15 protein-coding genes and 1 pseudogene are annotated in these 19,077 nt (G+C 32.2%); 12 read left to right on the forward strand and 4 right to left on the reverse strand.

Features of this window, described 5'->3' with window-relative positions; translation table 11 throughout:
* The first annotated feature begins 162 nt into the window (after nt 1–162).
* Nucleotides 163–1,170 carry a Fic family protein gene (locus CD147_RS10065; RefSeq protein ID WP_275113148.1) on the forward strand — a complete coding sequence of 336 codons (1,008 nt, stop codon included), beginning with the start codon at nt 163–165 and terminating at the stop codon, nt 1,168–1,170.
* 516 nt (nt 1,171–1,686) lie between these two features.
* Nucleotides 1,687–1,902 (forward strand): hypothetical protein, encoded by a 216-nt coding sequence (locus CD147_RS10075; protein WP_233643276.1) that lies wholly within the window; start codon nt 1,687–1,689, stop codon nt 1,900–1,902.
* A gap of 622 nt (nt 1,903–2,524) precedes the next feature.
* Here the strand turns inward: CD147_RS10075 and CD147_RS10080 are convergent.
* A complete protein-coding gene (locus CD147_RS10080) occupies nt 2,525–3,028 on the reverse strand; it encodes an SRPBCC family protein (protein ID WP_167409762.1) in 504 nt (167 codons plus the stop codon).
* A 108-nt stretch (nt 3,029–3,136) separates the two neighbouring features.
* The gene (locus CD147_RS10085; RefSeq protein WP_103167297.1) at nt 3,137–3,466 is read right to left on the reverse strand and encodes a winged helix-turn-helix transcriptional regulator; all 330 of its coding nucleotides are present in this window, start codon (nt 3,464–3,466) and stop codon (nt 3,137–3,139) included.
* Between the two features lie 178 nt (nt 3,467–3,644).
* Here CD147_RS10085 and CD147_RS10090 point away from each other — a divergent pair, with 178 nt between their 5' ends.
* A complete protein-coding gene (locus CD147_RS10090) occupies nt 3,645–4,346 on the forward strand; it encodes an HAD family hydrolase (protein WP_103167298.1) in 702 nt (233 codons plus the stop codon).
* A gap of 196 nt (nt 4,347–4,542) precedes the next feature.
* Here the strand turns inward: CD147_RS10090 and CD147_RS10095 are convergent, their stop codons facing one another.
* Together CD147_RS10095 and CD147_RS10100 are read right to left on the reverse strand one after the other, a co-directional pair.
* Entirely contained in the window at nt 4,543–5,208 is a 666-nt protein-coding gene (locus tag CD147_RS10095; protein ID WP_103167299.1) for a deoxynucleoside kinase, read from the reverse strand.
* Nucleotides 5,201–5,818 (reverse strand): deoxynucleoside kinase, encoded by a 618-nt coding sequence (locus CD147_RS10100; RefSeq protein WP_103167300.1) that lies wholly within the window; start codon nt 5,816–5,818, stop codon nt 5,201–5,203. Before CD147_RS10100 ends, CD147_RS10095 begins: the two co-directional genes overlap by 8 nt.
* A gap of 63 nt (nt 5,819–5,881) precedes the next feature.
* Here CD147_RS10100 and tadA point away from each other — a divergent pair, with 63 nt between their 5' ends.
* The 9 genes and pseudogenes from tadA to CD147_RS10145 form a co-directional block, all read left to right on the forward strand.
* The gene (gene tadA, locus CD147_RS10105; protein ID WP_103167301.1) at nt 5,882–6,355 is read left to right on the forward strand and encodes a tRNA adenosine(34) deaminase TadA; all 474 of its coding nucleotides are present in this window, start codon (nt 5,882–5,884) and stop codon (nt 6,353–6,355) included.
* A 141-nt stretch (nt 6,356–6,496) separates the two neighbouring features.
* On the forward strand, nt 6,497–7,366 hold the full coding sequence (locus CD147_RS10110) for a Cof-type HAD-IIB family hydrolase (RefSeq protein WP_103167302.1): 870 nt from the start codon (nt 6,497–6,499) through the stop codon (nt 7,364–7,366).
* Between the two features lie 21 nt (nt 7,367–7,387).
* Nucleotides 7,388–7,954, forward strand: coding sequence for an NADPH-dependent FMN reductase (locus CD147_RS10115; protein WP_103167303.1), 567 nt, complete (start codon nt 7,388–7,390; stop codon nt 7,952–7,954).
* Between the two features lie 366 nt (nt 7,955–8,320).
* Nucleotides 8,321–8,423, forward strand: a pseudogene (locus tag CD147_RS12570) (YSIRK-type signal peptide-containing protein); the annotation flags it as partial.
* 499 nt (nt 8,424–8,922) lie between these two features.
* Nucleotides 8,923–11,277: a fibrinogen-binding adhesin SdrG C-terminal domain-containing protein gene (locus tag CD147_RS10125; RefSeq protein WP_103167305.1), complete on the forward strand. Its 2,355-nt coding sequence runs from the start codon at nt 8,923–8,925 to the stop codon at nt 11,275–11,277.
* Nucleotides 11,278–11,404: 127 nt separating this feature from the next.
* Nucleotides 11,405–13,021, forward strand: coding sequence for a poly(glycerol-phosphate) alpha-glucosyltransferase (locus CD147_RS10130; protein WP_103167306.1), 1,617 nt, complete (start codon nt 11,405–11,407; stop codon nt 13,019–13,021).
* Nucleotides 13,022–13,029: 8 nt separating this feature from the next.
* Nucleotides 13,030–15,081: a Mur ligase family protein gene (locus CD147_RS10135; RefSeq protein ID WP_103167307.1), complete on the forward strand. Its 2,052-nt coding sequence runs from the start codon at nt 13,030–13,032 to the stop codon at nt 15,079–15,081.
* Between the two features lie 442 nt (nt 15,082–15,523).
* On the forward strand, nt 15,524–16,384 hold the full coding sequence (locus tag CD147_RS10140; RefSeq protein WP_103167308.1) for a YSIRK-type signal peptide-containing protein: 861 nt from the start codon (nt 15,524–15,526) through the stop codon (nt 16,382–16,384).
* Between the two features lie 285 nt (nt 16,385–16,669).
* Nucleotides 16,670–19,077: putative Ig domain-containing protein (locus CD147_RS10145; protein ID WP_206185152.1), on the forward strand; the 2,408-nt coding region annotated here is incomplete at its 3' end.

The raw sequence follows: 19,077 nt of genomic DNA on the forward strand, positions 1-19,077 counted from the left end.
TGATTAAAGAATATAAAAGGAAATAAGAATGAAATGAGAGCTTTAATTGAATAATATAAATAATGAGCCAAACCATTCGAACCTAAAAAACTACCACTAGAAGAAGATATTTATATAACTGATAAAAATATTATTAGTCTATTTTCTTAAGCAAATAGAAAAATTGGAGAATATAGGGGCTTTTTATCTACAATAATTAACTCAATGCTATTGATAAGTCCTTTGATTAGTCAAGAAGCAGTTTTATCTTCGAAATTAGAAGGAACGCATGCTACTTTAGAAGATTTAATGAATTATGAGGCCGGTAATTCAGTAGAAATAGAAAGAGATGAAATGCAAGAAATAATTAATTACAGAAAATCACTTTTTTATGCACTAGATAAAATAGGAACAATAAATGATCAACAAAAATCAAAATTACCCCTTTCCGGCAGAATCATAAAAGAAATGCACAGTATATTATTAGATAATGTGCGTGGCAATTCAAAAAGAAGAGGAAAATACAAAATTAATCAAAATTATATAGGTAGTTATTCAGCAATTTCTTATATTCCAGTTTCTCCTAACTTAACTGAAGATTACATGAAGAACTTAGAGAATTATATTCATTATGAAGATTTTGATATTCTTATTCAGTCAGCAATTTTACACGCCCAATTTGAAATGATACATCCTTTTGAAGATGGGAATGGAAGAATTGGAAGATTATTAATTCCATTATTTTTATATTATAGAGAGGTCATTCCATATCCTACTTTTTATATGAGTATGTATTTTGAAAAAGATAGAGCGTTATATTTAGAAAAGCTAGACCAAATTTCTAAATATAATAATTGGAAAGAATGGATAGAATATTACTTAAAAGGAATAATTGAACAAACTGAATATAGTACAAGGATTGCTACAGAAATTTATCACTTATATGAACATATGAAGCTAGAAGTAGTCCCCAAGTTAAAATCAACTAAAAGTATGCAATTATTAGATTATATTTTTTCTGATCTGATTTTTAATGCAAAGCAAATGGACGACCAAGTTGATTTAAATATCAGAACTATTTATAAACTTTTAAATAAATTTGAAGATTTAGGTTATATTCAAACTACGAGTCAAAAAAGAAACAAAACATATTATTGTTCTCAATTATTAAAAATTATCCAAATAAGTTGATGGGGAATTATATGTAAAGGTATAAAAGCCCAAATTATTAAAGAAATTTATAGTGAACTAAAATGGAAAATAATTCGCTAAGGAAATTTATAGTGACCTAAAACAATAAATACGCCATATCTTATTAGTTAAAAGATTAAATATAATTTGAGGGTGAATAAAGTGCAAAAACAGAATGAAAATGAGGAACCAACTTGGTGTAAAATACTCAACACTATCTCAAAAATTTTAATACTTTTAGGTGTTTTTAGTTCATTTTTATATAATAATATCGCACAGATCATTGCTCCAGTATTGATAATTTTAGGGTTTATAATTAATACTATACCGAATGTTTATAGGAATAAATATTTAGACGTTGCATTAAACATTGGACTTATAGTGTTTATTTTATTAGTCATTATTGTAAATTGTTTAAATAGGTAATACGTTTGAATTTAGCGGAAAACTCTTACACTTATATAATTGAGTATTCTTTACTATGTTATATTGGGGGCAAATAAGAGTATATAAAGGATGGTTAACTTGAATGTTTATGTAGCGTTGTTACTGGGCTTAATCTTCGTAATACTATATGCAATTGTTTGTACATTATTTTATAACTTGAATTATAGAAGAATGAATAATAAAGAAAATATGAATAGAAAGCAAATTACTATAAATTTAGTAGGTCATGGCATCATTGCTATATTTTTAGTAGGGTTAGCTATCTATTTATCTTATTTTAAATAATTTTGAGCGAAAAACTTATAAAGTGAATTAGAATGTATTATTCAACTAAGCTAGCTTGTTAAAATTTTGCTAGGTGTGGTAAATATAAGTAAAAGTATTTGGAGGCGAGTGGTATGGAGTTAATAGGCAAAATTATAACTTTCACTATGTCGACATTTTCAAATTGGTCGGGAAGTAATCAGTTATTTAAAGATATTAAAGATGGTTTTAAAAAGAAACGTAGTCATTAATTTCTAAAATATATGAAAAGCAATCCTGTGGTATATGAAATAAAAGAAAGTTATATAGAAGAATTGCTTTCACTTAATCCCGAGCAATACACTTAACACAATTAGGCAATGAAGCAAGAAGTGAGCCACAAAAAATTACATGTACGCATGACCAATAATCAACTAAGCAAAAAAGCGCTATTTCCCTTCTTACCTATTAAAATAAAATTGTAGATTTAATAGGTAAAGGGGGGAAATCAAATGACAGACGTATTCGGTTTCATTAAAAAAGTAGTCGATTTCTTAAGTTCTATCTTAGTACATGGCGAACCTAAATAATTAACGTAACGATAATAGAAAAAGCAAATGCCCGTCGATGAATATAAACTTCGTCAACGGGCAATTTTTATGATTTATTTTGAAAATTGATATAACCCTTTTAGCCAGTCTTGGTGGCCATTAATCATTGGGTGAGTTGGGTCGTTTGCTAAGTCTACTGCTGGATGTCCTAATTGAGATTCTTGAGTAAGTATACGTAAACGATTATGATCTAGTGTTTCTATTAACCATGCATGATAAACTTCTAAATAATCATCGCCTGTCGCATCGTTCCATCCTCGCCAAGCGATTCGTGCTATTTGATTTGTATAATCAACATTAAATTCTTCAACTTTCGCATTAATCCCAAAACCAAATGTTTCAAATTTAAAATTAGCATTATCGAATAACTCGGTAGATTCAGTGTTTTCAATATTGATGTTACTACTATTTTCATAATATTTTTCCCATTGAGCCGTATCAATTAAATTCTTCACAACGGGTTCAAACTCTAAATCTTTTATAATTAATTCGTTTGATGCGAAATTATCAGTTAACCCAGGTAACCATTTTTTTGGCCATTGGATTGCATTCATCATTTATATCACAGTCCTTCTTTATTGATGAATTTATCCTATCATCGTGACTTGATGTTGAGAAGAAGGCACTTTAAAGTAAGATACTTTCTTTTTGGTAACTATACATCTTTATTTTTTTATATAATCTCCCATATAATCTTCTCCCCATTGACACATTTCAGTTAAAATATTTTTTAAAGTATAACCATAGTCCGTTAAGAAATATTCAGTTTTTGGTGGTATCTCAGGGTATATCACTTTTTCAATTAAACCATCTTCTTTAAGTTCTTTTAATTGTTGACTCAACATTTTAGGTGTTGCTTGGGGAAGGCGTTTTTGTAGCTCATTGTAGCGTAACGTTTTTTCTTCAAGTAAGTACCATAAAATAATAGGTTTATGCTTTCCGCCAATCAAACTAATAATTGCTTCAACGGGACAATTAAATTCTTTATATTTCATTATTAATACCTCACTTAAGTAGATGAAGTCATCATTTTATATTAAGGACATTATCTTATAATTTTATAATTTTTGAAAATAGAAAAGCTTGTCATAAATATGAATATCTATAAATATTTACAAGAGTATATTACAATAGAATAGTTAAAAAACATGAATTTCAGGGGTGCTATGTGTAATGAAATGGATATTATTTGATAAAGATGGAACATTAATCGAATTCGATAAAAGTTGGGAGAAGATTGGTCTTCGCCTTGTAGATAGCTTTTTAGATGAATTTCCTATAGAAAATAAAGAAGAAGCGCATCGTCAATTAGGTGTCGTGGATAATGCTATCTTGCCTGAATCAGTAATGGGATCTGGCTCTTTAGACCAAATAGTCGATGCATTTAACAACATTGCTGACCAAGATGTCTCAACTTGGACACGTAACACGAGTCAACAGTTAGTAGACACGCGTGTGCCAGAGAATAATTGGATTGATGGTGTTTATGATATGATTAAGTCTTTAAAAAATGAAGGCTACAATATTGGTATCGTGACTAGTGACTCTAAAAAAGGTGTATTACAATTTCTAGAGGCCACACATTCAAAAGACGCTTTCGACCTCGTCATTTCTACAGAAGCACATGCTGCTGAAAAACCAAATCCGGCTGTACTCAAACCGTTATTTGACAGTTATGATGTGAAAGATGAAGATGTCGTTATTGTAGGCGATACTAATAATGATATGAAGACGAAAGTCAATGCGAAGTTAGGCTTAGCCATTGGAGTATTAAGTGGTATTGCGAAAAAAGAAGAACTTATAGATGCCGATGTTATTATTGAAACTGCCGTCAGTGTACCGGAAGTCTTAAAAACACATTTTGAAAATAAATAATATAATAAGAAGCGACGATATAAATCTAATGTTATTTTAAAGAGCTCGTTGTCCCTGGCATCGCCAAGTTGGATTTAGATAAAAAAGTAAGATTTTACCTCCTTGTTATCTCAATTAACTAATGACCAAAAATTAAAAGCTGAGACATTTTTGTATAAATATCTCAGCTTTCAAATGGTAATATTTTCATGTAGTTTTATTTTCTATTATCAACATTGCGATATGTATTAATTACATGGGCAATTTTATCAATAATAGGATCAAGTGAATCTGGGCTTTGATGAATATCATATTCATTAATATTTACTCGTACGACAGGACAAGCATTGAAGTTATTAATCCAATCGTCGTAACGTTTAAAAAGTTTTTTCCAATATTCAGGATCAGTGTTAATCTCCATATCGCGACCACGAGCTTTAATACGCTCAATAACCTCGTCGTAATCACATTCTAAATAAATTAAAGCATCTGGTTTTGGAAAATAGGGTGTCATAACCATCGCATTGAAGAGTTCAGAATAGGTCTTGAAGTCATCTTCACTCATCGTTCCTTGCTCCTCATGCATCTTCGCAAAAATGTCGACATCTTCATAAATGGAACGATCTTGAATAAATCCTCCACCATACTCAAACATGCGTTTTTGTTCTTTAAAGCGTTCTGCTAAAAAATAAATTTGTAAATGAAAACTCCAACGTTCAAAATCCTCATAAAATTTATCTAAATAAGGGTTATGATCTACATTTTCAAAAGAAGTCTTAAAATTTAATTTATCAGCCAATGCTTGTGTTAATGTTGATTTACCTACGCCAACTGTACCTGCAATGGTGATAATCGCATTTTGAGGGATTCTATAGTTATTCATTTCCAATATCTCCTATCATAGGTTTAATTTGTTCTAAGATGTAATCGTAATCTGCCTCATTATTTACAAAATCAATCTCGCTCGTATTGATTAAAATCACATTTTCGCCATTTTGTTTTAATGAGTTGTAAAAAGCTAAGTAATCTTGTTTAAGTTTTAATAAATAATCATCTTCGATTTGGTATTCAAAGCTACGATTTCGTTTGGCGATGCGTTGTTTTAAAACATCTAGATGAGCATCTAAGAAAATAATCATATTTGGCATTTGGATATCTTCGGTTAAAATATTAAAAATGCGATCAAATTTATCAAATTCTGTATCATCTAACGTATTTCGCGCAAAAATTTTATTTTTATATATATGGTAATCACTTACCACACCTTGAGTCATTTTAGCGATGTCTTTGGCTTGTTTGTAGCGATTGCACAAAAAGAACATTTCGGTTTGAAAACTCCATTTAGAAATATCATCATAGAAATCTGATAAAAATGGATTCTCATCAATAATTTCTCGTTCTTCATAATAATTTAGTGTTTGGCTTAGTTTGTGAGCTAAAGAAGACTTTCCTACACCAATAGGACCTTCAATCGCGATAAATGGTTTATTCATAATCACATCTCCAAATGTTAAAATAGACAATGAGTATTGTATCACAAGTGAGGTAGGACACACATGGCAAATGATGAATATTATATGAAATTAGCTATAGCTGAAGCAAAGAAAGCACAGCGACTAGGAGAAGTTCCCATAGGGGCGATTATTGTAAAAAATGATGAAGTAATTGCACGCGCACACAATTTAAGAGAAACTGCCCAACAACCTACTGCACATGCAGAACATATTGCTATCGAGCGTGCAGCTAAAGAAGTTGGGAGTTGGCGTTTAGAAGGGTGTACGTTATATGTAACACTTGAGCCATGTGTGATGTGCTCTGGAGCTATTGTAATGAGCCGTATTCCCCGTGTGGTGTTTGGCGCGATGGATCCTAAAGGTGGTTGTAGCGGTAGTTTAATGAACTTGGTAGAAGAACCTCGCTTTAATCACAGGGCCACAGTGGTTTCTGGTATTCTTGAAAAGGAATGTGGAGATTTATTACGTCAATTCTTCCGTGACCTTCGAGCGAGAAAGTCTAAATCAAACACTTAATCGTACAAAGTGATGTAAATTTGTTAAAATAAACACGGTAAATAAGTTTGAATTCTACATATGTTGGTTGTTTGAATGCCCATTTTCAAAAATAAAAAATAAAAACTGTGATAGATAAAGTTAATGAAACGAGGTAACTGGATGATTAAGTTAATAGCAACTGATATGGATGGCACATTATTAAACGCAGCGCACGAAATATCTCAAGATAATATTGAGGCGATTAAATACGCGCAATCGCAAGGAATTACTGTCGTGATTGCTACAGGACGTGCGTTCTATGAAGCTAGTACGCCGGTAGCAGAAACGGACTTGAGTATGCCGTATATATGCTTGAATGGTGCGGAAGTGCGTGATGAGTCATTTAATATTATGAGTACGTCTAATTTAAATCATGAATTAGTACAACGTATTAAAGGAATTTTAAATAGAGAAGATGTCTATTATCAAATTTATACAAATAGAGGGATTTATACAGAAGATCCGACGCGTGATTTAGATATTTATTTAGATATAGCCAAACAAGCTGGCCAAGAAGCGGATGTTGAAAAAATAAAAGCAGGAATTCAAAAACGCATTGAGAATGGCACTTTGAAAGTAGTGGATAGTTATGAAGATATTGAAGATATTCCGGGTGAATTAATTATGAAGGTGCTTGCCTTTAATCCAGATGTTGAAAAGATTAATGCCATCGGAAATGAACTTTCTGATATTCCGAGTTTAGCAATTTCATCATCATCACGAGGAAATCTAGAGATTACACATTTTGATGCTCAAAAAGGAATAGCCCTTGAAACAATTGCGGATAAGTTAAATATTGATCTTAAAGATGTAATGGCGTTAGGTGATAATCTCAATGACGTTTCAATGTTAGAACGTGTTGGTTACCCGGTCGCTATGGAGAATGCTATGCCAGAAGTGAAAGCAATTGCTAAATTGGTTACAGACACTAATGAAAATAGCGGTGTTGGCAAAGCAATTATGAAATTATTAAATGAAGAAAATAAATAATTTAAGAGGTGTTATAGAAAAATGAAAGGACTTATTATTGTAGGTAGTGCTAAAGTAGGTTCACATACTAATGCATTAGCAAAATACTTAGTAGGACAATTCGATAATCATGATATAGATGTAGATATTTATGATTTGGCAGAAAGACCATTGAATCAATTAGATTTTTCAGGTACTACACATCCTACTGAGACGGTTAAAGCTAATACAAAAGATTTTCAAGATAAAGTGATGGAAGCGGACTTTTTAGTGCTTGGTACACCTAATTATCACGGTTCTTACTCTGGAATTTTGAAAAATGCTTTGGACCACGTCAACATGGATTATTTTAAAATGAAACCAATCGGTCTTATTGGTAATAGCGGTGGTATTGTAAGTTCAGAACCATTATCGCATTTACGTGTTATTGTCAGAAGCTTCTTAGGTATCGCTGTACCTACTCAAATTGCTACACATGATTCGGATTACAATAAATTAGACGATGGAACGCTTTATTTAGATGATGAACAATTCCAATTACGCGCAAAATTATTTGTAGATCAAATCGTATCATTTGTTAATAATAGCCCATATGAACATTTAAAATAAAAAAATTAATTATAATAAAAAACACAATTATAATAGAAGAAACTAATCTGAAGAGCGGTTAATACCGCTCTTTTTTTATTTTTTATAAAAAATAAGTTTTAGTATACTATTTTTGAAAATTGGTTAAGCAATTAAATTTCGTTTTTTATAATTGATATGCCAACAAATTACGTATAATTTACATTATTTTTTATTGTTTCTTATTTTTTTAATGTATAAATATGGTATATTATATTTATATTTAAATAGTCTTAAAATTATTTAGGTCTAAATAAAACAACATAAATAATAAACAAACTATTTAAATATTTTATGTAATTTCTTCAGGGTGGAGTTATTATAATTGCGAAATAGGAGTGGTTAAATTTGAGAAAAAAACAAAATAAAAGATTAGATTTTCTACCGAATAAACAGAATAAATATTCGATTAGAAAATTTACTGTAGGAACAGCTTCAATATTGGTAGGAGCAACTTTAATTTTTGGTGCGGGCCAAGATGTAGCAAAAGCTGAAGAAAATAACCAAACAAAAACTGAAAGTAATCAAAGCAACTCGGATGTGTCTAAAGAAAATACATCCCAGAATATAGATTCGCAAGAAAGCGCAGTGGATTCTACACAAACAACAATAGAGCAACCTTCAACAGAAGAAAAAGCAACTACTGAAGCAACAGAACAACCTTCAACAGAGAGAAATAATAACGTAGAAGAACCACAAAGTATATCTACTGAAAATATAAGTGAAGTAGTTAACAATGTAGAAAATGCAACTACTGAAAAAGATAAAAAGCAGCATTAACTAATTATGTAGAGAGCACATATAATGTTTCATCAGACGAAGCTAAAGCTAACGTAGATAAATTAGATTTAGACTATGATAATTTAAATGAAAATGAATTATTAGGTGCTTTAGTCCAAACAGATTCAAATAGAAAAGACGCAGAAACAAATTATGCAACGCCACGTTCAATGGCCTCTACACCAAGGGTTGTTAATCGTCTAGCAGTTAACAAATTAGCAGCTGAACAATCAGGAACTAATGTAAATGATCTTATAACAGTCACTGGTCAAACTATTTCAGAAGGTCAACAAAGTGATGGCACAATTAAAGCTCATGATGGAGAAAATATTGTTTATACATCAACATTTAAAGTTGACGATTCTGTAAAATCTGGAGATACAATGACGGTCCAATATGATCCGAATACTATTCCTTCTGATTTAACAGAAGATTATAAGCCGGTAGATATTGTTGATCCATCAGGCGAAATAATCGCTACAGGTACATTTGATGACACTAATAAAACATCAACTTATACATTTACTGATTATGTAGATAAATACGAAAATGTAACTGCAAGACTTGAAACTAATTCATACATTGATAAAAAAGATGTACCAAATGAAGAAACAATTAATTTATCATATGGAACAGCAGGAAAAACAATTAATAAAGAAGTAGATGTAGATTATCAAGATCCAATTGTAAAAGACGCGTCTAATGTTGAATCAATTTTTAGTCATCTTGATTTAGAGAATAATAAAATCGAGCAGACAGTTTATGTCAATCCACTTAGATTAAATGCGGATGGTACTAGTTTATTAATTAAAAGTGGTGGTGTGTACGATGATGGCGGTCTATACACAGGCGAAGGTAGTACAATCATAGATGATAATACTGAAATTAAGATTTATAAAGTTAGAAATGATCAAGATTTACCACAAAGTAATAAAATATTTGATTACAATCAATATGAAGATGTGACTGATTCTTTCGATATTGATAAAAATTATGCTAAAAACATGGCAAATATAGATTTTGGTGATATTGATTCTGCGTATGTAGTTAAAGTAGTCAGTGGTTTTACCCCTGGAGCTGAAGATGATTTATCTATTCAACAAGGTGTAAGAATGACTACATTAAATTCTTATGGAAATGCATCATGGGCTGGTTACACAAATACCATTTTATCATCATATGATAGTGGTGGTGGTAGTGGTACTGAGGCACCTGAAAAGCTTTATAAAATTGGTGATTATGTATGGGAAGATGTAGACAAAGATGGAATTCAAGGTACGGATAGTAATGAAAAACCTATTAAAGGTGTAAGAGTAACTTTAAATTATCCAGACGGGACAACAAAATCAGTAAGAACTGATGAAAATGGATATTATGAATTTAATAATTTACATGATGGAGAGACTTATACTGTTACATTTGAAACGCCTGAGGGTTACACACCTACACAAGTAAATATTGGTGATGGAGCCTTAGATTCAAATGGAAGTTCTGTAACAGTAACTATTAATGGTGAAGATGATATGACATTAGATAGTGGTTTCTATAAAGAGGATACAGATGCCGATGCTGATGCAGATGCCGATGTAGATGCCGATGCGGACGCCGACGCCGATGCGGATGTCGATGCGGACGCCGATGCTGATGCTGATGCGGACGCCGATGCAGATGCAGATGCAGACGCAGACGCAGACGCTGATGCCGATGCGGACGCTGATGCCGATGCTGATGCCGACGCCGATGCTGATGCCGATGCTGATGCCGACGCCGATGCAGACGCTGATGCAGACGCAGACGCCGATGCCGACGCTGATGCCGACGCCGACGCCGATGCTGACGCTGATGCCGACGCCGATGCAGACGCTGATGCTGACGCTGACGCCGATGCAGATGCAGACGCTGATGCCGACGCCGATGCTGACGCTGATGCTGATGCCGATGCCGACGCGGACGCCGATGCCGATGCTGATGCCGACGCAGACGCCGATGCCGATGCCGATGTCGACGCTGATGCGGATGCCGATGCTGATGCGGCCGCTGATGCGGATGCCGACGCAGACGCAGACGCCGATGCCGATGCAGATGCAGATGCTGACGCTGATGCTGACGCCGATGCGGATGCAGATGCAGACGCTGACGCTGATGCCGATGCGGACGCTGATGCGGATGCCGACGCAGACGCCGATGCGGATGCAGACGCTGATGCCGACGCCGATGCGGATGCTGATGCTGACGCTGATGCGGACGCCGATGCAGATGCAGATGCAGATGCAGATGCAGACGCTGATGCCGATGCCGACGCCGATGCAGACGCTGATGCTGACTCAGACATGGAAAAAGACCATTATAACCACCATAGTCATAATGGAAATCATGAAAAAGTAAATAACAATCACGATAAATCATTACCGGATACTGGTAATAATGACCAAACTAACGGTACATTATTCGCTTCATTATTTGCGACAGTAGGCGCATTATTCTTAACTGGTAGACGTCGTAAGAAAGATAATGAAGAAAAATAATCTTTTAAACTTTCATGAGTCGTGAAAGCGAAAAACCAGGCCTAGAAAGAGGCCTGGTTTTATTTTAAATATTATGATATATATATAAAACTAACTAATTTAAAACAATAAAATTACGGAGGAATTTATGGACTTCGAAAATAAAATTAAAAAATTTTTATCTGAGGTAAAAGAGAAAACTGCAATTAATAATTATATTTTTGTTAGTATTGGCCGACCTCATGCCAAAGCTCAGGTGAAATTATTTAAAAAAACAACCTATATTGAACAAGATATCGCGAAATTAGGGTTGAAATTTAAAAAGAAAACTGGGGAGTATCCTACATGGATTAAGTTAGATCTTGTCCAATCAACTGAAAACGTACGATTTAAAGATTTAAAAGACGAATTAATTCACACTCGACGGAATTATATCGATTACGGGATTGCGTTTGATAATCAGTGGAACTTTGCCGTGTTATCAGAAGAAATTAATGCGAATGCCTTTGTTCGCCCGGAGAAGAATGGTAAGCATTTATATATATCCGAACAAAATATTAATAGTTATCTTAGAAAATATACGACACACAATAAAGGTTTTGCAATAGATTTTTACAATGAGAAAGAAGTTATCAAATTTTATACAAAAGGTTTCATGTTAGACGGCGAAAAAGTATTTGAATTACATGGTAGGGGTTATGATAAAAGCTTAAGAATGGTTAATGATTTACATACCGAGCTTGATTGTTTAATCGAGAAGAGCAGTGGTTTTTTACAAAATATGATTCAAGATAGTGGCCGATATATATACGGTTATTTTCCTCATTTTGATAATGAAATTAATTTCTATAATATTTTAAGACATTCTTCGTCTACGTATGCATTAATTGAAGGATTGGCCTATTTAGGTCAAGATATACAGCCAGCTAAAAAAGCGATTGATTATATTATCAATCACTATATCTTTGAACAAGATGGCAAAACCTATGTTTTTGATGACACAGAGGATATAAATGAAATTAAATTAGGCCAAAATGCCTCATTTATTTTTGCGGTATGTGAATATTTAAAACATCATGCTAACCAAAGTTATTTAGAATATGCACAAAAAGTCGCACACGGTATTTTATCGATGATTGATGAAGATACGTTTGAAACGACCCATATATTAAACTATCCTGATTTATCAGTGAAAGAAAAATTTAGAATTATTTATTATGATGGGGAGGCTGCTTTAGCTCTCTTACGTTTGTATCAACAAGATCAAAATGCCACTTGGTTAACGACCGTTGAGCATTTAATGGACCGATTTATTAATCAAAAATATTGGCAATATCATGATCACTGGCTCGGATATTGTACAAATGAGTTAGTACAAATAACCCCTCAAGAAAAGTATTTCGAGTTCGGTATTAAAAATGTAAATAGTTATTTGAAATTTATAGAACAACGGGATACGACGTTCCCTACGTTTTTAGAAATGTTAATGGCAACGTATAACTTAATTCAAAAAGCGAAAGTTACAGGCCACACAGCATTGGTCGAACAATTAATTGATGAACAATATTTTATTGATGTTATTCATACTAGAGCGGAATATCAACGAACAGGATTCTTTTATCCTGAAATAGCGATGTACTTTAAAAATCCAGCCCAAATTTTAGGAAGTTTCTTTATTAAACATCATGGTTATCGCGTTCGAATCGATGATATTGAACACTACCTTTCAGGTTACGTTCAATACCAAAAGGCTTTTAAAAGGTAGGTAAGTAAATGTTAACTATTGAAGATATAAATAATATCATTGGTGGCAATTTAGTAGATGCAAAGAACAAAGAAAGTAATGAAATTAATGATTTTGAAACGATTTATCGTTTTGTAAAAAGTAAAAAAACTGCGTATTTTTCACCAAATAGAGAAACATGGGCAAAGGAACTAGGAAGAAATAAAAATGCTCTAGACGGAAATGAATTAGTCGATAAAGAACATGTAGAGATTGGCTTAATTATTACTGAAAAATATATTAGTGACCTGAAATATAAAACGCCACAAATCATAGTTAAAGATTCAATCAAAGCATTTAAATCACTAGCTATATATATAAGAAGTCAATATAAAAATCCACTTATAGCTATTACAGGATCAATGGGTAAAAGCTCTACTAGAATGATTATTACAAGTTTACTTAAGGATTATAAAGTTTTGGAAAATAGAGGGAATAATAATGTACGTGCAGCTATTTATACCAATATGCTAAAGCTTATAAAAAATCCTGATTATGCTGTAATTGAAACTTCAATGAATGCAATTAATTATCTTGAAAATACAGCAGTCTACTTAAAACCTGATATAGCAATAATAACTGGTATAGGAGAAGCCCATTTTTCAACTTTTAAATCTATAGAAGATATTGCTAAAATCAAATCTAGAATTTTTGAGGGGCTTTCGAAAAATGGAATCGCAATTATTAATAATGACACATTATTTGCTGATTATCTTGTAGATAGAGCAAAACTAAATACCTCTAATGTGTTTACGTATAGTATAAATATTGATTCAAAAGCAGATTTTATTATAAATGAAATAATATATGGTAAAGGCCACATAGAAATCAATTTAGAAGATGAAAATGGGGAAGTGGATAATTATCGTGTAAATACTATTAGTGAAGGTATGGTAGCTAATACTTTAGCAAGTATTTTAACGTTAAGAAAGTTAAACATCCCTATAAAAAAAGAACTACTGGAGAATTTTAGACCTTTTTCGAAAGTGCTGGCAATCAAAAATATTAAAACTAAATCTCATGAATTAACATTATTAGATGACACTCATAATGCTTCATTACCAGCTATGGTAAATGCAATAAGAGCATTTAATAGCCAAGCTGAATTTTATGCAGGGAATAAAATAATTGCTATTGGAAAAATAAATGATTTAGGACATAAATCTACAGAAATACATTTACGCTTAATTAATGAGTTAGAAAAATCAAAAGCGGATTACATTTTATGTAAAGATCCTGAATTGAAAACTGTAGTTAATAAAATAAAAAATAAAAAGGCAACTTGGTATCCTAATAAAGAATTACTAATAAATGATTTAAAATATTTATGCAATAAAGATTCATTCACTTTACTAAAGTCTTCATCTGGAGGGACTGATTTTCCAGAATTAGCTAAAAATTTGCCTAATGTATTGCAAAATTTCAAATTAGAAAATAGTACAAGTGATATTTTTGAAAAAGTAAGTGAGCTTGGTCAAAGCTACATAAAAATTAATAATAATAGTGGTAAAATTATTGAAAGTTTTAATAAAGAATATTCTCAAACTATAGAAGGATTAGGACCTCTGATTTACTATTTAAAAGCTATAGATAATAATGAGAAGAACAGAAATATTTTTATGAAAAATTGGCCTACAAATAATAAAAAACTAGATTTATATGAAGGTAAAGAGATTTCTTTATTCAACCTTTTGAAAAGTATGACTAATTCTCCACATGCTTCAAAAATTTATGAATTAGCTAACGAACTATTTCAAAATCATACCGATCGTAAAACCTATATAAACACTCTAATTGAACGTTTTAATTTATCTACATCAATAGCAACTAACTTGACTGGACGTTTTAGAAGTAAAGAGCGCCAAAGCTTTTCTATAGAAGATTTATATAAAATTTATAATGAATATAAATATGACCTCTTTAAATTCAATAATCTATTTATAATTGGCATTAAATACAAAAGTGGATTTATTAGAGGAGAAAGTGAAACGATTATATTTACTTCATACAAAAATATAGATCAATTAAAAAATAAAATCTAATTGTAAATTAATGATACTAATATAGTATTAAACAGCAATATTAGCCTTATGAAAGATGAAGTAAGGTATTTTATAAATAACAACGATGCATTCTAAGAGTGGCTTTGATTACTTTTAGAATGCATTTTTTAGAGTTAAAGATGATATAGGAATGTTTATTAAATATTGTAGTTTCCACTAATTATAGTAATTTAAGCAAAAGCTTAATTTCGATACATTAATATTGTTTTTAACTATAAATTAAGTTTTGTAATATTGTAATTAATTATTCTAATTTAAAAAGTTGTTACTAATTTATTTTATAGAATTATTGTTGCCGATAAGTATATAAATAATAACAAATATAAATAGATGCAATAATTGTAAGTTGTTAATATATTTTGTATAATACTTTTGAATATAAATATTATCGGATTAGAAGTACAGGGAGTGATTTGTTCATATGAATAATAAACAGGGTTTTTTACCAAATTTACTAAATAAATATTCAATCAGAAAATTCACAGTGGGAACTGCGTCTTTATTAATAGGTGCTACATTAGTTATGGGAGCTGGAAATGTAGCGAGAGCCGATGAACTTGAGAAAATAACAACTCAAAATAGTAGTGATAAATCAAAAGCAATTGATATCGAAGAAATAACAGATAATATTGATAACTCTGATTTAACAAATGAAACGAGTGAAGATACAGTTGGTAGTACAAATGATAAAGCAACTGCTCAATCAAATAATAATATTGATAATAAGACATTAAGTAACGAAACGCCTTCTCAAGAAACTGCCTCTAAAGTTGAAGTTCCTTCTCAAGATAACAAAGTAGTTATTTCTGATGAAGTGAGTAACTCATTTTCAAAAAATAGGGAAAAAGCCACTACTGAAGAAACAAGCTCTCAAGAAAAAACGGAAATCTCTAAAAATATAAGTAGTGAAGAGGCTACAAATGAAACTGTTGATAATAAAGAAGGCCCAACAAGCGAAACTACTGATAGTAAAAAAGTTACTACAGAGAAATCGACTACTACTGAAGATAAAGTGAATGAAAACACAGACACAGATAAGCAAACATCTTCTCAAAATAAAGATAGCGACAAAACTGGTTTAAAAGAAGAAACAAATGATAAAACGTCAACTGAAGAAGATGCTAGTATAGAGAAATCAAGTCCTGATACAACTGAAAAGCCAACTCAAGAAGTCCAAGCAGCTAATAGTGAAAAATACGAAGAAAAAAACCTTAAATCTACTTCTGATACAAATAAAAATTCTACTCTAATTGCCAATAGTAATACTACTTCGTCAGTGTGAAATTCTAATGAAGAGACTTCAAATAATTCACCAGCAAATAATGATATAACAACTGTAAAAGCAACAGAAAATAATAGTCCAATACCTTTAAATGAAGAGAGTAATACTTTAGCGAGTCAAAAAGCAACTTTTGCTACTACTAGAAACAATAAATTAAGATTTAAAGTTCTTGTAGCTCAAAAAGATAGTAAAGCAGTCAAATATACAACTCCTGACAACCCTAAATATACTTATTTACTTAATGATTTAGGTTACAATGCGACAACAATTAAAGAAAACAGTGATTTGCGTCACGCAGGAATATCGCAACTTCAAAATACGCAAAACGATACAATTAAATTAAATTTAACTTCATGGCTTAAAGCGAGTGGCGATTTCACTTCAAAAGGTAAAATTAATCTGTCATTTGCGCAAAGCGATTTTTATACTCAAATTGACTCCATTACTATAGGTGATGGTGTGAAAATGCAAACGACAAATAACGGGCAAAACTGGACTGCGCCAATAAATGGTGACACCGTACAAAGTGGTTTAATTGGCGTGGTACGTAATAATGACGTTGTGATTAAGTTGAAAAATGCACAAACTGTAACAAGCCTAGGTTATTCAAATGATAAACCAGTATATTTAGTTCATACTTGGACAAATAATAATGGTGAAATAGCTGAAGAAAGTATGCAAGTAGCTACAATAACGCCAACTATTATTGATAAAGCACCACAATCGACTCAGTCTACTGGATTTACCACGGGGAAAATGGTTAACAAAATAAAATATGATGATTCTGATAAAACAATTAAGTCAATTCATACATTTAAACCTAATGAAAACTTTTTACAGTCTGATTATAACTGGGTGTTATATGTTAAAGAACAAGTGAATAAAGAATTAATTCCGTATATAGATCCAAATTCAGTGAAAATTTATGTGTCAAATGACGATGGCATCCCTATAAGTTCTGACAGATACGTAAACGGAACAATTGATAGTAATGGTTTCTTTGACAGTAGTACGATTCCATCAATTTCTATTAAATCAAACAATACAATGAGTCAGCTCAATTCTGCTAGAGGAAGTTTAGATAGGAATGTTTTTTATGGAACGTTAGGACAATCACGTAGCTATACAATTGCTTATAAATTAAAAAGTGGCTATAATTTAACGGATTTAGCAGCTCAATTAAGTGATAGAGAAACATTCCAATCATGGATTGAAACGGATTATTTAGATTCAAATGATAATGGGGCAGCAAACAAAAGACTTGCCGGCTCTTATGCGACTTCTTATATAGACTTAATCGACAGAATAGCACCAGTTGCTCCAACAGCTAATAATATCACTTCAGAGACTAAAACTATAAACGGTACAGCCGAAGCGAACACTTCAGTTAAATTGAATTTTAACGATGGTAGACAATTAACAGGACAAGCTGATAACAATGGTAATTTTTCAGTAGCCGTTCCAACTGGGTTTGTATTAACAGGAAAAGAAACAATTGCTATAACTAGTGTAGATAAAGGCAACAACATCTCACCTGCTACTACGATTACAGTGAGAGATACGACTTTACCGAGTGTTACCTCAATACAAAACCAAACGAATGAAATTAATGAGCCAATTACTCCTATTGTAATTAATACTACAGATAATAGTGGAGATGCAGTAACGAATATTGTCAATGGTTTGCCAGCAGGGTTAACGTTTAACTCAAGTACAAATACAATTGAGGGTACCCCTACAAAACTCGGCAGTTACCCAATTATAGTAACATCAACGGATTCTAGCGGTAATCGCACAACTACGCCTTTTACTATTAATGTGGTAGATACAAAGGTGCCAACAGTAGCAAGCATCGATAATCAAAATCTAGAAGTGAATACGGATATTGATCCAATCGTAATTAAAGCTGAAGATAATAGTGGCCAACCCGTGACAAATACCGTAAGTAGTTTACCAAATGGAGTAACGTTCGATTCAGAGACAGATACCATCAGTGGTACACCAACAAAAGTGGGTAGTTACGAGGTAACAGTAACGTCAAAAGATACTTCAGGTAATCCAACAAATACAACATTCACAATTGGAGTTAAAGATACAACCAAACCAGTAGTGACAAGCATCGCTAATCAAACAAAAGAAGTAAACACGGATATTGATCCGATCGTAATCAAAGCTGAAGATAATAGCGGAGGAAAAGTAATCAACACAGTAAGTGGCCTACCAGATGGAGTAACGTTCGATTCAGAGACAGATACCATCAGTGGTGCACCAACAAAAGTAGGCAGTTACGATGTGACAGTGACATCAACAGATGCTGAAGGCAATAGCACAAATACAACGTTCAAAATTGACGTCAAAGATACAACCAAACCAGTAGTGACAAATATTGGTAATCAAAGTCTAGAAGTGAATACGGCTATCGAGCCAGTTGTGATCAAAGCTGACGATAATAGTGGACAAAAAGTGACAAACAGCGTAAGTGGTTTACCAGCTGGAGTAACATTTGATTCAGAGACAAGTACAATCAGTGGTACGCCAACAACAGTAGGCAGTTACGATATTACAGTGACGTCAACAGATGCCGAAGGTAATAGCACAAATACAACATTCACAATTGGAGTTAAAGATACAATCAAACCAGTAGTGACAAATATTGGTGATCAAAATTCAGAAGTGAATACGGCTATCGAACC

It is taken from the genome of Staphylococcus devriesei (assembly GCF_002902625.1).
GTDB lineage: Bacteria > Bacillota > Bacilli > Staphylococcales > Staphylococcaceae > Staphylococcus > Staphylococcus devriesei.

Coding starts and splice junctions, on each gene's coding strand:
- CD147_RS10075 (WP_233643276.1), top strand. CDS start 1,687: ATGGTTAACTTGAATGTTTATGTAGCGTTGTTACTGGGCTTAATCTTC.
- CD147_RS10080 (WP_167409762.1), bottom strand. CDS start 3,028: ATGATGAATGCAATCCAATGGCCAAAAAAATGGTTACCTGGGTTAACT.
- CD147_RS10085 (WP_103167297.1), bottom strand. CDS start 3,466: ATGAAATATAAAGAATTTAATTGTCCCGTTGAAGCAATTATTAGTTTG.
- CD147_RS10090 (WP_103167298.1), top strand. CDS start 3,645: ATGAAATGGATATTATTTGATAAAGATGGAACATTAATCGAATTCGAT.
- CD147_RS10095 (WP_103167299.1), bottom strand. CDS start 5,208: ATGAATAACTATAGAATCCCTCAAAATGCGATTATCACCATTGCAGGT.
- CD147_RS10100 (WP_103167300.1), bottom strand. CDS start 5,818: ATGAATAAACCATTTATCGCGATTGAAGGTCCTATTGGTGTAGGAAAG.
- tadA (WP_103167301.1), top strand. CDS start 5,882: ATGGCAAATGATGAATATTATATGAAATTAGCTATAGCTGAAGCAAAG.
- CD147_RS10110 (WP_103167302.1), top strand. CDS start 6,497: ATGATTAAGTTAATAGCAACTGATATGGATGGCACATTATTAAACGCA.
- CD147_RS10115 (WP_103167303.1), top strand. CDS start 7,388: ATGAAAGGACTTATTATTGTAGGTAGTGCTAAAGTAGGTTCACATACT.
- CD147_RS10125 (WP_103167305.1), top strand. CDS start 8,923: ATGGCCTCTACACCAAGGGTTGTTAATCGTCTAGCAGTTAACAAATTA.
- CD147_RS10130 (WP_103167306.1), top strand. CDS start 11,405: ATGGACTTCGAAAATAAAATTAAAAAATTTTTATCTGAGGTAAAAGAG.
- CD147_RS10135 (WP_103167307.1), top strand. CDS start 13,030: ATGTTAACTATTGAAGATATAAATAATATCATTGGTGGCAATTTAGTA.
- CD147_RS10140 (WP_103167308.1), top strand. CDS start 15,524: ATGAATAATAAACAGGGTTTTTTACCAAATTTACTAAATAAATATTCA.